Origin of the sequence: Ferrovum sp. PN-J185 (genome assembly GCF_001581925.1) — a bacterium.
Taxonomy (GTDB): domain Bacteria; phylum Pseudomonadota; class Gammaproteobacteria; order Burkholderiales; family Ferrovaceae; genus PN-J185.
Map to the genome: position 1 here is coordinate 1 of NZ_LQZA01000001.1, position 15814 is coordinate 15814.

A 15814-nucleotide genomic window follows, 5' to 3' on the forward strand; every position below is an offset into this window, starting at 1 on the left:
CGCCGGTGGCAACAAAGGTGACAACGGCAACGGTGGCCAACAGCAAGCCAATAACCAGAATGGTGGCGGCAATAACAACGCCGGTGGCAACAAAGGTGACAACGGCAACGGTGGCCAACAGCAAGCCAATAACCAGAATGACAATGGCGGTGATGTTAGTGCCAAAGAGTTGGCTTTGAATGATTCAAATAATATTCAATTACCGGTCAACACTGACAACTCTGTGGTTGGCACTGCCCCTGTTTCTTCTGATACGTTAGTATTTAAATCAGGTGATTTTGGTGCTAAATATCGTTTGGTTCGTAAGATTCCTAAAGCTCAATTAATTATCATGAAGCCACGTATTAAACCCTTTGTTGATCATGGCTATAACATTCAAGTGGATAGTTCTGAATTGAAGTTACAGGTTATACAAAACGTTGATAAAGTATTCCATGAACCTGGAAAAGAACTAAAATCTACTGTCTTTAGTTTTGCTCATGACGGTATTAATGATTCTTATCATGTATCGTTACACAAGGGTGGTTTGATGATTACTCCTGATACGAAATCAGCTGCTGATTTTGTCGATAATCATCGTGATGTCGTTGTAGGTGAGAGTATTGCTTATTCAGTCAATAAATTATCTGTTAACGGTGATTCGCTTAAAACGATTTACATTAAGTTTAATAATTAACAAGTAGCTTTTTCAAGTTATTTGGAATAAATGGACTTTTTTTACTTGTTCCTAATTTACTTTTTTATTTGTTAACTTAACGTTTCTTAAATTAATTCTCTTTATTTTTTTGAAATACTGTGATGTCTTCAGACGGCCAGATGTCACGTATTAAATAGATAGGGCGTTGTTTGGTTTCTGCATAAATTCTTCCTAAGTATTCCCCAATAATTCCTAATGCTATCAGTTGCACTCCTGAGAAAAATAAAATGGCGACTATTAATGATGGATAGCCTTTGACGGGATTACCAAACAATAATGTATCTATTACTATTTTTATAGCATAAACAAAGGAAAGTAAGGATATGATAATACCTAGATATGATGCGATCTTTAATGGTGCATCGCTAAAAGAAGTAATTCCTTCTAATGCAAAGTTCCATAATTTCCAATAATTGAACTTTGATGTACCAGAAAAGCGTTCTGGTCTTTCATATTCTATTTCCGCCGTTTTATAGCCCACCCAAGCAAATAAACCTTTCATGAATCGTCTGCGCTCTGGTAGTTGTTTCAAGGCATTGATTACCGGTCGTGAAATCAGTCGATAGTCACCCGTGTCTTGTGGAATATCTACTTCACTTAGTTTATTAATGATTCGATAAAATAAATGGGCAGTGTTGCGTTTAACAAAAGAATCACCAGTACGAGTTTTTCTTTTGGCTAATACTACTTCAAACCCTTTGCGCCATAATTCAATCATTTGTGGAATAATTTCTGGTGGGTCTTGAAGGTCGGCATCAATGGGAATGGCTGCCTCTCCTTTTGCGAAATCAAGACCTGCAGATAAAGCTGCTTCTTTACCAAAATTTCTAGTCAAATCAATAATACAAATCTCTTTGTAAATACGTTGTGCTTTCAATAACTCATTAAGCGTGTCATCGGTGCTGCCGTCATTAATGCAAATCATTTCCCATGAAACAGATAACGGCGATAGAACATTCGCTAATCGTTGGTAAAGCGTGTCAATATTCCCTGCTTCATTATGCATTGGGACTATTAAAGATAATGTAGGGATCATTCCATTCACTTTTGTGGTTATTGTTTAGGTATTATACCTATTAATAAATATAGGTAATTATGGATAAAACGCTAATCAATAAGCCCCACAAACTAAATAAACAGCATTATTTTTCTTTTATTGTGGCAGGTACCTGTGGTTTTATTGTGGACGCAGGTGTGGTGACGATATTGAGTAAATTCTGGGGAATGGGATTAGTATTAGCCAAGGTATTTAGCTTCTTATTAGCAGTAACTGTTACTTGGATAATAAATAGGCGCTATACATTTAAGTATCAATACAATAAAAGTTTAGTTAATGAATGGGTGCATTATTTTTTAGCTAACTCAGTTGGCGCTATTATAAACAATAGCTTATACATCATAATGATAATGAGTGTTACTACAGCCAAAATATATCCGGCACTTGCTGTAGCAATTGGCTCCTTAGGCGGAATGTTTTTTAATTATATCGCCTCAAGATGGTGGGTTTTTAAGCAATAATTCAAAAAAATGAAATATTTCTAAGCGAACTTAATGATTATTTTAGAAATTTTCATAACTTTCATTGACAAGACATCCCTAATTAGTACACAATAATTGGTTCATTTGGAGGGGTTCCCGAGCGGTCAAAGGGATCAGACTGTAAATCTGACGGCTCTGCCTTCGAAGGTTCGAATCCTTCCCCCTCCACCATGCTTTTAGCATGATTGATTTAAGTGTTTTTGCAGGATTTATGCGGGTGTAGCTCAATGGTAGAGCAGAAGCCTTCCAAGCTTACGACGAGGGTTCGATTCCCTTCACCCGCTCCAGGTAGTGTTTTGGGTAAACAGAGCCCATGTAGCTCAGTGGTAGAGCACTCCCTTGGTAAGGGAGAGGTCACCAGTTCAATCCTGGTCATGGGCTCCAAGGCATTGATAACTCTTTTTATTAACTTTTGATCAGCCAAATAAGCTGAGTATTGTTAAGGAAACTGATATGGCGAAGGGTAAGTTTGAACGTACGAAGCCGCACGTAAACGTGGGGACGATTGGTCACGTGGATCATGGTAAGACGACTTTGACAGCGGCGTTAACGATTGTGTTGTCGAAGAAGTATGGTGGTGAGGCGAAGAGTTACGATCAGATTGATTCGGCGCCAGAAGAGAAGGCACGTGGTATTACGATTAATACGGCGCACGTTGAGTATGAGACGGATCACCGTCACTATGCTCACGTTGACTGTCCAGGCCACGCTGACTATGTGAAGAACATGATTACTGGTGCTGCCCAGATGGACGGTGCTATTTTGGTGGTATCTGCAGCTGATGGTCCTATGCCACAAACCCGTGAGCATATTTTGTTAGCCCGTCAGGTAGGCGTGCCATACATTGTTGTATTCATGAACAAAGCCGACATGGTTGACGACAAAGAGTTGTTGGAACTGGTTGAGATGGAAGTTCGTGAGTTGTTATCTAAATATAACTTCCCAGGTGATGACACACCGATCGTTATTGGTAGTGCGTTGAAAGCCTTGGAAGGTGATCAATCTGAGATTGGTGAACCTGCTATCTGGCGTTTAGCTGAAGCATTGGATACCTATATCCCTGATCCTGAGCGTGCTATTGACGGTGCATTCTTGATGCCTGTTGAAGATGTGTTCTCTATTTCTGGTCGCGGTACTGTGGTGACTGGTCGTGTTGAGCGCGGTGTGATCAAGGTTGGTGAAGAGATTGAGATTGTGGGATTGAAGGCAACCCAGAAGACGGTATGTACTGGTGTTGAGATGTTCCGTAAGTTATTGGATCAAGGTCAAGCAGGTGATAACGTTGGTGTGTTATTACGTGGTACCAAGCGTGAAGACGTTGAGCGTGGTCAAGTGTTGGCGAAACCAGGTTCAATTACTCCGCACACTAAATTTACTGCTGAGATTTACGTATTGTCGAAAGAAGAAGGTGGACGTCATACACCATTCTTCCAAGGATATCGTCCACAGTTTTACTTCCGTACTACAGACGTAACGGGTGCGATTGAATTGCCAGAAGGCACCGAGATGGTGATGCCTGGAGACAACGTATCGGTAACGGTAACATTGATTGCACCGATTGCGATGGAAGAAGGATTGCGTTTTGCAATTCGTGAAGGTGGCCGTACGGTAGGTGCCGGTGTGGTCGCTAAAGTTATTGAGTAAAAGTACTTAAGTGAAGAAGCTGTGGGTGTTTGTCGTTTTAAACACTCACCTTAAGTTGTAGTGGTTACAGGCCAGTAGCTCAATTGGCAGAGTGACGGTCTCCAAAACCGTAGGTTGGGGGTTCGAGGCCCTCCTGGCCTGCCAAATGTGCGTGAGCATAAGATAGGATTATTAAAATTAATGGCAGATAAGCTTAAGTTTTCTTTTGCTTTGATATTGGTAGCAGCAGGACTAATTGGATACTATCAGTTGTCAGAACACGCGCTGTTATTTCGCGTGCTGTCTGTGTTGGTGGGGTTAGGTTTAGGTGCTGTGGTAGCTTGGTTCACCGTATCAGGTCAAGAATTTTTTCGTTTCTCACAAGATGCAATTGCAGAAACAAAACGTGTAGTTTGGCCGAGCAAAAAAGAAACTTATCAAACTACGCTGGTTGTATTCGCTCTGGTTGTAGCGATGGGGTTATTCCTATGGCTAGTTGATTGGGGTTTGCTGGCATTGGTTCAACGATTATTAGGGCGGACTGAGTGATGACAATGAGATGGTATGTAGTGCATGCCTATTCAGGATTTGAGAAGAGCGTACAAAAGGCTCTTCTTGAGCGCATTGCTCGATCCGGTATGCAAGACCAGTTTGGGCAAATTTTAGTCCCCGTCGAAGAAGTGGTTGAGATGAAGGGTGGCCAAAAAAGCATTAGTGAGCGTAAGTTTTTCCCTGGTTATATTTTAGTGCAAATGGATATGACAGATGAAACTTGGCATTTGGTTAAAAGTACGCCAAAAGTGACTGGTTTTGTCGGTGGAAGAGCTAATAAGCCATCACCTATTACTGATAAAGAAGTGGATGTGATCATGCATCAGGTCCAAGAGGGTGTGGAGAAGCCACGTCCTAAAATTCTTTTTGAAGTGGGTGAGTCAGTGCGTGTTAAAGACGGTCCTTTCACAGATTTCCACGGCAATGTGGAAGAAGTGAATTACGATAAAAACAAATTACGTGTATCAGTTCTTATTTTTGGGCGTGCAACGCCTGTTGAATTGGAATTTGGTCAGGTAGAAAAGTCCTAATTAAATTAGGGTTAATTAACGGGGAGGGTCATTAAAAGATCCGTTCGAACCCATCTTAAGGAGCTATTATGGCAAAGAAAATTGTAGGCTACATCAAGCTACAAATTCCTGCGGGGAAAGCCAATCCAAGTCCACCCGTAGGTCCAGCGCTAGGTCAGCGCGGTCTCAACATTATGGAATTTTGTAAGGCATTTAATGCGCAGACACAAGGCATGGAGCCAGGTCTTCCTGTTCCGGTAGTGATTACTGCTTATGCAGATAAAAGCTTTACTTTTGTAATGAAAACGCCCCCGGCCACAATCTTGATTAAGAAAGCCGCTGGTGTAACTAAAGGAAGTGCTAAGCCTCATACCGATAAGGTGGGTAAATTAACTCGTGCTCAAGCCGAAGCGATTGCTACAACTAAAATGCCAGATTTAACAGCTGCTGATATGGATGCTGCTGTTAGAACCATTGCAGGTAGCGCTCGCAGTATGGGTATCGAAGTTGAGGGGGTTAAATAATGGCACGTCAATCAAAACGAGTAAAAGCCTTATTGGCTGAAGTGGACCGTACAAAAGTCTATCCCATCAATAACGCCCTAGAATTAGTTAAAAAAACAGCTACTGCTAAATTTGACGAATCAGTGGACGTAGCAATTAACTTGGGTATTGATGCAAAGAAATCTGATCAACAAGTTCGTGGTTCAGTAGTATTACCTAGAGGTACAGGTAAAACTATGCGAGTAGCTGTATTTGCGCAAGGTGAAAATGCTGAGAAAGCAAAAGCAGCTGGTGCTGAGCATGTAGGATTTGATGATTTAGCTGAAAAAATTAAAAACGGTTTTATGGATTTTGATGTGGTTATTGCCACCCCTGATGCCATGAGAATTGTCGGTCCATTGGGTCAAGTATTAGGTCCACGTGGATTAATGCCAAATCCTAAAGTGGGTACAGTATCTGCTGATGTAGCAGGTGCTGTGGCTAACGCTAAAGCAGGTCAAGTTCAATACCGTACAGATAAAGCAGGTTTAGTACATTGCTCAATCGGTCGCGCCTCTTTCAGCGTAGAAGCGCTAGAAGAGAATTTTCAAGCTCTGTTAGGTGCGTTAACACGTGCGCGTCCTAGCACAGCAAAAGGTGTGTATTTAAGAAAGATTTCTGTATCAAGCACTATGGGTGTAGGTGTCCGTGTGGACAACTCATCTGTAGCAGCGAGTTAATACAGTAGAAAGAACTTTGGGCGGCTGAATTAAGACATTAATTCAGCTGGACATCAAAGACCGTAGGGACTCGAAAGAGTTTAATCGTTGTAAAACAGCCTACGCAGATGGCGGTCCCTGATTGAAGGTCTAGTAGTATTGGTGGCTTGTTGAGCACTAGAGCCCTGAAATAAAGGTCGCCGTGGTTGGAATCACAATGGTGTGATTCTGTAATTCTGGTAAGGAGGACGGACCTTGAGTCTTAATCTTGAAGAGAAAAAAGCGGTAGTTGCTGAAGTGGCAGGCCAAGTTGCCAACGCGAAATCTATCATTCTGGCAGAGTATCGCGGAATGGAAGTCAGCGACATGACTGTTTTAAGAGCCAAGGCCAGGGCTTCGGGAGTGTATTTTCGTGTTCTGAAAAATACCTTAGTGCGTCGTGCGGTTACTGATACCCCGTTTGCCATGTTGTCCGAACAAATGATCGGACCATTGGTATACGGTATTTCAGATGACCCTGTTGCGGCCGCGAAAGTATTGCATGATTTTTCCAAGCAAAACGATAAGTTGATTATCAAGGGTGGTGCGATGGCAAATTATGTCATGACACCCAAAGATGTTGCTAATCTTGCTTCGATGCCAAGTCGTGAGGAGCTCATTGCTAAGTTAATGGGTACCATGCAGGCACCGGTGGCGAAATTTGTGCAGACGCTCAACGAAGTTCCGGCCAAGTTTGTACGTGGCGTAGCCGCTGTACGTGATCAAAAACAAGCTACTGTTTAATTAAGGAGTTTTAAAATGGCATTAAGTAAAGCAGATATTTTAGATGCAATTGCTGGCATGACAGTTCTCGAATTGTCTGAATTAATTAAAGACATGGAAGAGAAGTTTGGTGTTTCAGCTGCTGCTGCTGTTGCAGTTGCCGCTGCCCCTGCTGCTGCTGGCGCAGGTGCTGCCGCTGCTGAAGAGAAAACCGAGTTTAACGTTATTCTCGCAAGCGCTGGCGACAACAAAGTTAACGTAATTAAAGTGGTTCGTGCAATCACAGGTCTTGGCTTGAAAGAAGCTAAAGATTTGGTTGATGGTGCACCAAAACCAGTTAAAGAAGGTGTTTCAAAAGCTGACGCTGATGCAATTGGTAAACAATTGGCTGAAGCTGGCGCCACTTTCGAAATTAAGTAATTTGGAAATATGTGGGCAAGATGGATGGGGCGCCATCCATTTAGCTTGAAGTTAAAGCAGCCTGGTTAGCGGCGGTCTCTTTTGAGGGGTCGCCGTACGCATTTGTCACAATGACGTGGAGATAACATGAGTTACTCATTCACCGAGAAAAAACGTATTCGCAAAAGTTTTGCCAAACGTCAAAGCATTCTCGAAGTTCCGTTTTTGCTTGCTACTCAGCTTGATTCATATTCAGAATTTTTGCAAGCGGAAGTTGTCCCGAACAATAGAAAAAGCCAAGGCTTAGAGGCCGCTTTTCGTTCTATTTTCCCAATTATTAGCCATTCTGGTAATGCCAGTTTGGAGTATGTAAGCTATCAGTTAGGCGACCCTGCTTTTGATGTGATTGAATGTCAGCAGCGTGGTATGACTTACGCTTCACCGCTACGTGCACGTGTCCGATTAAAAATCATGGACCGTGAAGCCTCTAAACCTACTGTGAAAGAGGTGAAAGAGCAAGAAGTATATATGGGTGAAATTCCCTTGATGACAAAGAATGGGTCTTTTGTCATTAATGGTACTGAGCGTGTCATCGTTTCTCAGTTACATCGTAGCCCTGGTGTATTCTTTGAACATGATCGTGGTAAGACGCACTCATCAGGCAAGTTATTATTTTCTGCCAGAATTATTCCTTATCGTGGCTCATGGTTGGATTTTGAGTTTGATCCAAAAGATTATTTGTATTTCCGCGTCGATAGACGCAGAAAGATGCCAGTGACTATTCTGCTAAAAGCGTTAGGTTATACGCCTGAACAGATTCTTGAGTCATTCTTTGCGTTTGATAGCTTCCAGATGGATAAGAACACCATTTCCATGGAACTAGTTCCTGAGCGTTTACGTGGTGATGTAGCACGTTTTGATATTAGTGCTAAAGGTAAAGTTATTGTTCCTCGTGATAAACGAATTACAGTTAAGCATATTCGTGAAATGGAACAAGCGGGATTGAAACGTATTGAAGTGCCTGAAGATTTTCTCTTAGGTCGCGCTATTGCTCACAATATTATTGATACTGAAACAGGTGAGTTAATCGCCCAGGCTAACGATGAGATTACTGAAGCTACTCTCACAAAGTTGAATGCAGCCGGAGTAAAAGAGTTTAAGACCATTTACACCAATGATTTGGATCAGGGTCCTTATATCTCTCAAACATTACGTGTTGACGATACAGCTGATCAAATGGCAGCGCGAGTAGCAATTTACCGTATGATGCGCCCAGGTGAACCGCCTACCGAAGAAGCAGTGAAAGCGCTATTCCAAGGCTTATTCTTTAGTGAAGAGCGTTACGACTTATCAACTGTCGGTCGTATGAAGTTCAACCGTCGTGTTGGTCGCAATGAACTAACCGGTTCAGCCGTACTTTCTAATGATGATATTGTTGCGGTTATTAAAATTCTTGTTGAACTAAGAAACGGCCGCGGTGAAATTGATGATATCGATCACCTTGGTAATCGTCGTGTTCGCTCTGTAGGTGAATTAGCAGAAAATCAATTTAGATCAGGTTTAGTGCGTGTTGAACGTGCCGTAAAAGAAAGATTGTCTCAGGCTGAGTCTGAGAATCTTATGCCTCACGACTTAATCAATGCCAAACCGATTTCTGCTGCGATTAAAGAGTTTTTTGGTTCAAGTCAGTTATCACAGTTTATGGATCAAACTAACCCACTGTCTGAGATCACACATAAAAGACGTGTGTCGGCCTTGGGGCCTGGTGGTTTAACTCGTGAACGTGCAGGTTTTGAGGTGCGTGACGTACACCCTACTCATTATGGTCGTGTGTGTCCAATTGAAACACCTGAAGGTCCTAACATTGGTTTGATTAACTCCTTGGCATTGTATGCGCGAACCAATGAGTTTGGTTTCTTGGAAACACCTTATCGTAAAGTGGAAAATGGCCGAGTAACTGATGAGATTGAGATGTTATCTGCCATTGAAGAAGGTCGCTATGTCATTGCCCAAGCGAACGCAGCGGTAGATGATAAGAACCGTTTTGTTGACGACTTGGTATCCTGTCGTCACCATAACGAATTTACTTTAGCAACACCTGATCGCGTCACTCATATTGATATTGCGCCAGCGCAGATTGTGTCTGTGGCAGCTTCATTGATTCCGTTCTTGGAGCACGATGATGCAAACCGTGCGTTGATGGGTTCAAACATGCAGCGTCAAGCAGTGCCCTGTTTACGCGCAGAGAAACCTTTAGTTGGAACGGGTATTGAAAGAACTGTTGCGGTTGACTCAGGTACTACTGTACAGGCTCGTCGTGGCGGTGTGGTTGATTATGTTGATGCTTCCCGTATCGTGGTACGTGTTAATGATAATGAAACCCAAGCAGGCGAAGTGGGTGTTGATATCTATAATTTAATTAAATATCGCCGCTCTAACCAAAACACCAATATTAACCAACGTCCAATCGTTAAAGTGGGTGATGTCATTGCTCGCGATGACGTCATTGCAGACGGGGCGTCAACAGATATGGGTGAATTGGCTTTAGGTCAAAACTTATTAGTGGCATTCATGCCATGGAATGGTTTTAACTTTGAGGATTCAATATTAATTTCTGAGCGTATTGTGGCTGAAGATCGCTTTACTTCAATTCATATTGAAGAATTGTCTGTGGTAGCCCGCGATACAAAACTAGGTCCTGAAGAAATCACCCGTGATATTTCTAATCTATCAGAGAGAATGCTAGGTCGTTTAGATGACTCAGGCATTATTTACATCGGTGCGGAAGTAGAAGCAGGCGACGTATTGGTGGGTAAAGTCACACCAAAAGGTGAAACGCAACTCACTCCTGAAGAAAAACTATTACGTGCTATCTTCGGTGAAAAGAGCTCTGATGTAAAAGACACTAGCTTACGCGTTCCATCCGGTATGTCTGGTACAGTGATTGGTGTTCAAGTGTTTACTCGTGAAGGAATAGATCGCGATGCCAGAGCACAACAAATTATTGATGACGAATTATCTCAATACAAGAAAGATTTAGGTGATCAGTTACGTATTGTTGAAAATGATACATTTGGTCGTATCGAGCGTTTGTTAATCGGTAAAACAGTTAAAGGCGGACCTAAAAAACTAGCCAAAGGCACTAAGATTACTAAAGCTTATTTGGGTGAGATTGGTCGTTATGACTGGTTTGATATTCGTCTTGCCGAAGATGACGCACAGTTACAGCTAGAACAGTTGAAAGACAGCTTAGATCAGAAGAGAAAAGAATTTGATGCGTTCTTTGATGAAAAACGTAGAAAACTCACCCAGGGTGATGAATTGCCACCTGGCGTCCAAAAAATGGTTAAAGTGTATTTGGCTGTTAAACGCCGTCTCCAACCTGGGGACAAAATGGCTGGTCGTCACGGTAACAAAGGGGTGATCTCAAAGATAGTTCCCGTTGAAGATATGCCTTTTACAGCGAATGGTACTCCTGTTGATATCGTATTAAATCCATTGGGCGTACCATCACGTATGAACGTGGGCCAGATCCTAGAAACCCATTTGGGTTGGGCTGCAAAAGGCTTGGGTCATGTAATTGGTCAGTTAATTGATCAACAAACTGATGCCGTTAAAATGCGTCAATTCTTGGAGCGCGTGTATAACAGCACGGGTAAACAAGAAGAGTTGGCTGATCTTGATGCTGATCAAGTAATGGAATTGGCCACTAACTTAAGAAAAGGTGTGCCTTTTGCAACTCCTGTTTTTGATGGCGCCACAGAAGATGAAATCAAGGATATGTTGGAACTAGCAGGGTTACCAAGAAACGGTCAAATGCGTCTGTTTGATGGTCGCACCGGTGAAGGCTTTGATCGTCCTGTGACCTTGGGTTATATGCATATCTTGAAATTGCATCATCTGGTTGATGACAAGATGCACGCTCGTTCTACCGGACCCTACAGTTTGGTGACACAGCAACCTCTTGGCGGTAAAGCGCAGTTTGGTGGTCAGCGCTTTGGTGAAATGGAGGTGTGGGCACTTGAGGCTTACGGCGCATCCTATACATTACAAGAAATGTTAACCGTTAAGTCTGACGATGTGGCAGGACGTACTAAGGTTTATGAAAACATCGTTAAAGGTGAGCATAAGATTTCTGCAGGAATGCCTGAGTCGTTCAATGTGTTAGTGAAAGAAATTCGATCACTAGGTATTGATATCGATTTAGAAAGAAATTAATAGGTTTGCATTATTTGACGATGACATCATGGTAGGCCTCGTGGCATAACCGATGGAGGTAGAAAGTGAAAGCACTTTTAGATTTATTTAAACAAGTAACACAAGAAGAAGAGTTTGATGCAATCCGTATTGGACTGGCTTCTCCTGAGAAGATACGTTCATGGTCGTATGGTGAGGTAAAGAAACCTGAGACCATTAACTATCGTACATTCAAACCTGAGCGTGATGGTTTGTTCTGTGCCAAGATTTTTGGACCAGTCAAAGATTACGAGTGTTTATGTGGTAAATATAAACGACTCAAGCACCGTGGTGTGATTTGTGAGAAGTGTAACGTTGAAGTGACGCTCTCTAAAGTGCGTCGTGAACGCATGGGTCATATTGAGTTAGCTAGCCCTGTTGCGCATATTTGGTTTTTAAAATCCTTGCCTTCCCGTTTGGGTATGGTGTTGGATATGACCTTGCGTGACATTGAACGTGTCTTATACTTTGAAGCGTTCGTGGTGACTGATCCTGGTATGACGCCTCTACAGCGTTGTCAATTACTTACTGAGGAAGATTACCTCGCCAAAGTTGAAGAGTATGGCGATGAATTCCAGGCTAGTATGGGTGCTGAGGGGGTGCGTGAGTTATTACGTCAAATTGACCTTGATAGTGAGATTGAGCGTTTGCGTCAAGAGTTATCAGGTACTGCGTCCGACACCAAAATTAAAAAATACGCTAAACGCGTTAAGATTCTTGAGGCATTCCAAAAATCAGGTATTAAACCTGATTGGATGGTCATGGAAGTATTACCTGTGTTGCCTCCAGAACTTCGCCCTCTAGTACCTTTAGATGGTGGGCGTTTTGCTACCAGTGATTTAAATGATTTGTACCGTCGTGTTATCAATCGTAACAACCGCTTAAAACGTCTCTTGGAACTGAAAGCTCCTGAGATTATTGTGCGTAATGAAAAACGTATGCTACAAGAAGCGGTTGATTCGTTACTTGATAACGGTCGTCGTGGTAAGGCAATGACTGGCGCCAATAAACGCGCATTAAAATCATTGGCTGACATGATTAAAGGTAAGAGCGGTCGTTTCCGTCAGAACTTGTTGGGTAAACGTGTTGATTATTCGGGTCGTTCTGTAATTGTGGTTGGTCCACAATTGAAATTACATCAGTGTGGTTTGCCTAAGAAAATGGCTCTTGAGTTATTCAAGCCATTTATTTTCCATCGCTTAGAAGTGATGGGCTTGGCGACCACTATTAAAGCTGCCAAACGCATGGTAGAGCAAGAGATCCCTGAAGTATGGGATATTCTTGAAGATGTTATTCGTGAGCATCCAGTGTTACTTAACCGCGCTCCAACCTTACACCGTTTAGGTATACAAGCCTTTGAGCCTGTCTTGATTGAAGGAAAAGCCATTCAGTTACATCCGTTAGTGTGTGCTGCGTTTAATGCTGACTTTGACGGTGACCAGATGGCTGTTCACGTGCCCTTATCCATCGAAGCACAAATGGAAGCAAGAACATTGATGTTGTCTTCCAACAACGTCTTGTCCCCTGCTAACGGTGAGCCCATTATTGTTCCATCACAAGATATCGTGCTTGGTTTGTACTACATTACCCGTGAGCGTGTTAATGCACGTGGTGAAGGAATGGTTTTTGCTAACGTATCGGAAGTGGTTCGTGCCTTTGAAACACGTACTGTTGATGTCACTGCAAAAATTATGGTGCGTATTAAAGAGGCCTTCCGCAATGATGCAGGTGAGCGTCAAGAAAAAACCACGCGTTATGAAACCACAGTAGGACGTGCAATTCTGTCAGAAATACTGCCAGAGGGCTTACCTTTTGAGTTCATTAATAAGACACTCAAGAAAAAAGAAATCTCACGTTTAATTAATGCTGCTTTCAGACGTTGCGGTATTCGTGAAGCAGTGATTTTTGCTGATAAGTTGATGTATACCGGCTTCAGCATGGCAACGCGTGCTGGTATTTCAATATGTATTGATGACATGTTGGTACCAAAAGAGAAAGAAGAAATTATTGCCTCAGCTGAAGGTGAAGTGAAAGAAATTGAAGCGCAATATACCTCAGGTCTTGTTACTCAAGGCGAGCGCTACAACAAGGTAGTTGATATTTGGGGTCGTGCAGGGGATCAAGTGGCTAAGGCCATGATGGACCAATTAGGTCGTGAACCTGTTGTTGACCGTGCCGGTAAGACTACCACCCAAGAATCCTTTAATGCAATTTATATGATGGCTGACTCCGGTGCTCGTGGTTCTGCAGCGCAGATTCGTCAGTTAGCTGGGATGCGTGGTTTGATGGCTAAACCTGATGGCTCAATTATCGAGACACCTATTACTGCTAACTTCCGTGAAGGCTTGAATGTGTTGCAGTACTTTATTTCAACACACGGTGCACGTAAAGGCTTGGCTGATACGGCACTTAAAACCGCTAACTCAGGTTATTTAACACGACGCCTTGTTGATGTAACACAAGACTTGGTGGTAGTTGAGCAAGATTGTGGTACTGAAGAGGGTATGGTATTTAAAGCCTTGGTTGAGGGCGGTGAAGTAGTAGAACCTTTAAAAGACAGAATCTTAGGTCGTGTTGCGGCAGCAGATGTAATTAGCCCTGATACACAGGAAGTGTTAATCCCTGCAGGTACTCTGCTTGATGAAGATGCGGTAGATGCCATTGAGGTTGCAGGCATTGATGAAGTGAAAGTTCGTACACCGTTAACCTGCGAAACTCGTTACGGCTTATGTGCGCAATGTTATGGTCGCGATTTGGGTCGTGGTGGTTTAGTGAATGTGGGTGAAGCAGTAGGGGTGATTTCAGCGCAATCTATTGGTGAACCCGGTACTCAGCTTACCATGCGTACCTTCCACATTGGCGGTGCCGCCTCGCGTGCTGCTGTTGTCTCGCAAGTAGAAAGTAAGTCAAACGGTGTCATTCGCTTCTCCTCAGGTATGCGTTACGTAACCAATGCCCGACAAGAGCAGATTGTGATCTCCCGTGGCGGTGAAGTGATTATTACCGAAGAGTCAGGTCGCGAACGCGAACGCCATAAAGTACCTTACGGTGCAACCTTATTGATTCAAGATGGACATAAGGTTAAAGCAGGTCAGGTGCTTGCCAACTGGGATCCGCATACTCGTCCAATTATCACTGAGTATGCTGGTGAGGTACGTTTTGAGAACGTCGAAGAAGGCGTTACTGTTGCCAAACAAATTGATGAGGTAACAGGGTTATCTACGCTTGTTGTGATCGATCCAAAACGTCGTGCAGGTACCCAGTCAAAAGGGTTGCGTCCACAAGTAAAATTGTTGGATAGCAAAGGTAAAGAAGTGAAATTGGCTCAATCTGATCAAGCGGTTAATATTACCTTCCAAATTGGTGCGATTATTACCGTTAAGAACGGTCAACAAGTGGGTGTGGGTGATGTCTTGGCTCGTATCCCACAAGAGTCATCTAAGACCCGTGATATTACTGGTGGTCTACCACGTGTGGCTGAACTCTTTGAAGCACGCTCACCGAAAGATGCTGGTTTGCTAGCAGAAATGACGGGTACTGTATCAACTGGTAAAGAAACCAAGGGTAAGCAACGTCTCGTGATCACAGATATGGACGGCATTGCACATGATTATCTAATTCCTAAAGATAAGCATGTTACGGTGCATGATGGTCAGATCGTTAATAAAGGCGAGATGATTGTTGATGGGCCTGCCGATCCGCATGATATTTTACGTCTACTCGGCGTAGAAGCATTAACTCGTTATATCACTGACGAAGTTCAGGACGTATACCGTCTTCAAGGTGTGAAGATTAACGATAAACATATTGAAGTGATTGTACGTCAAATGCTAAGACGTGTTCAGGTGTTGGATCCGGGTGATACACGATTTATCCCTGGCGAACAAGTGGAACGCGCTGAGTTGTTAGATGAAAATGATAAAGTGTTAGCTGAAGACAAACGTCCCGCTACTTACGAGAACATACTCTTAGGTATCACTAAGGCGTCTCTCTCCACTGACTCCTTTATTTCAGCAGCGTCTTTCCAAGAGACAACGCGTGTACTCACAGAAGCTGCCATCATGGGTAAACGTGATGATTTACGCGGCTTGAAAGAAAACGTTATTGTTGGTCGTTTAATCCCTGCTGGAACAGGATTGGCCTACCACAATGTACGCAAAAAGCAGCCTAAAAATGGAAACGGTGCAGAGCTGGCAATGGATGTGGCCGATATTCCAATGGGCGAAGCCACTGATGATGAGCAGGTGGCTTGACAAGGGGGCCAATAGGCCATAAAATCAACAGTCTTTTTTGGGG

12 protein-coding genes and 4 tRNA genes are annotated in these 15814 nt (G+C 43.0%); 15 read left to right on the forward strand and 1 reads right to left on the reverse strand.

Features of this window, described 5'->3' with window-relative positions:
• Window positions 1-676, forward strand: a 676-nt coding sequence (locus tag FV185_RS09615) for a hypothetical protein (protein ID WP_197457688.1), incomplete at its 5' end; no start/stop codon positions are given.
• A gap of 91 nt (window positions 677-767) precedes the next feature.
• Here the strand turns inward: FV185_RS09615 and FV185_RS00010 are convergent.
• Window positions 768-1733 (reverse strand): glycosyltransferase family 2 protein, encoded by a 966-nt coding sequence (locus FV185_RS00010; RefSeq protein WP_082786960.1) that lies wholly within the window; start codon window positions 1731-1733, stop codon window positions 768-770.
• 59 nt (window positions 1734-1792) lie between these two features.
• Here FV185_RS00010 and FV185_RS00015 point away from each other — a divergent pair, with 59 nt between their 5' ends.
• The 14 genes from FV185_RS00015 to rpoC all read left to right on the forward strand — a co-directional run bounded on the left by FV185_RS00015 (window position 1793) and on the right by rpoC (window position 15771).
• A complete protein-coding gene (locus FV185_RS00015) occupies window positions 1793-2215 on the forward strand; it encodes a GtrA family protein (RefSeq protein ID WP_067492369.1) in 423 nt (140 codons plus the stop codon).
• A gap of 107 nt (window positions 2216-2322) precedes the next feature.
• Window positions 2323-2407, forward strand: a tRNA-Tyr gene (locus tag FV185_RS00020).
• Between the two features lie 42 nt (window positions 2408-2449).
• Window positions 2450-2523, forward strand: a tRNA-Gly gene (locus tag FV185_RS00025).
• Between the two features lie 22 nt (window positions 2524-2545).
• Window positions 2546-2620 (forward strand) — tRNA-Thr (locus FV185_RS00030).
• A 69-nt stretch (window positions 2621-2689) separates the two neighbouring features.
• On the forward strand, window positions 2690-3880 hold the full coding sequence (tuf, locus tag FV185_RS00035; protein WP_067492371.1) for an elongation factor Tu: 1191 nt from the start codon (window positions 2690-2692) through the stop codon (window positions 3878-3880).
• A gap of 68 nt (window positions 3881-3948) precedes the next feature.
• Window positions 3949-4024 (forward strand) — tRNA-Trp (locus FV185_RS00040).
• Between the two features lie 18 nt (window positions 4025-4042).
• Window positions 4043-4408: a preprotein translocase subunit SecE gene (gene secE / locus FV185_RS00045; protein ID WP_420710395.1), complete on the forward strand. Its 366-nt coding sequence runs from the start codon at window positions 4043-4045 to the stop codon at window positions 4406-4408.
• On the forward strand, window positions 4408-4941 hold the full coding sequence (gene nusG, locus FV185_RS00050; protein WP_067492376.1) for a transcription termination/antitermination protein NusG: 534 nt from the start codon (window positions 4408-4410) through the stop codon (window positions 4939-4941). Before secE ends, nusG begins: the two co-directional genes overlap by 1 nt.
• A gap of 68 nt (window positions 4942-5009) precedes the next feature.
• Window positions 5010-5444, forward strand: a complete 435-nt coding sequence (gene rplK / locus FV185_RS00055) for a 50S ribosomal protein L11 (protein WP_067492378.1) — start codon at window positions 5010-5012, stop codon at window positions 5442-5444.
• Window positions 5444-6142 carry a 50S ribosomal protein L1 gene (gene rplA, locus FV185_RS00060; protein ID WP_067492381.1) on the forward strand — a complete coding sequence of 233 codons (699 nt, stop codon included), beginning with the start codon at window positions 5444-5446 and terminating at the stop codon, window positions 6140-6142. Before rplK ends, rplA begins: the two co-directional genes overlap by 1 nt.
• A 234-nt stretch (window positions 6143-6376) precedes the next feature.
• On the forward strand, window positions 6377-6904 hold the full coding sequence (gene rplJ / locus FV185_RS00065) for a 50S ribosomal protein L10 (RefSeq protein ID WP_067492383.1): 528 nt from the start codon (window positions 6377-6379) through the stop codon (window positions 6902-6904).
• Window positions 6905-6919: 15 nt separating this feature from the next.
• Window positions 6920-7303 carry a 50S ribosomal protein L7/L12 gene (rplL, locus tag FV185_RS00070; RefSeq protein ID WP_067492385.1) on the forward strand — a complete coding sequence of 128 codons (384 nt, stop codon included), beginning with the start codon at window positions 6920-6922 and terminating at the stop codon, window positions 7301-7303.
• 126 nt (window positions 7304-7429) lie between these two features.
• Window positions 7430-11500 carry a DNA-directed RNA polymerase subunit beta gene (gene rpoB, locus FV185_RS00075; protein WP_067492387.1) on the forward strand — a complete coding sequence of 1357 codons (4071 nt, stop codon included), beginning with the start codon at window positions 7430-7432 and terminating at the stop codon, window positions 11498-11500.
• A gap of 65 nt (window positions 11501-11565) precedes the next feature.
• The gene (rpoC, locus tag FV185_RS00080) at window positions 11566-15771 is read left to right on the forward strand and encodes a DNA-directed RNA polymerase subunit beta' (protein ID WP_067492388.1); all 4206 of its coding nucleotides are present in this window, start codon (window positions 11566-11568) and stop codon (window positions 15769-15771) included.
• Window positions 15772-15814 lie beyond the last annotated feature (43 nt).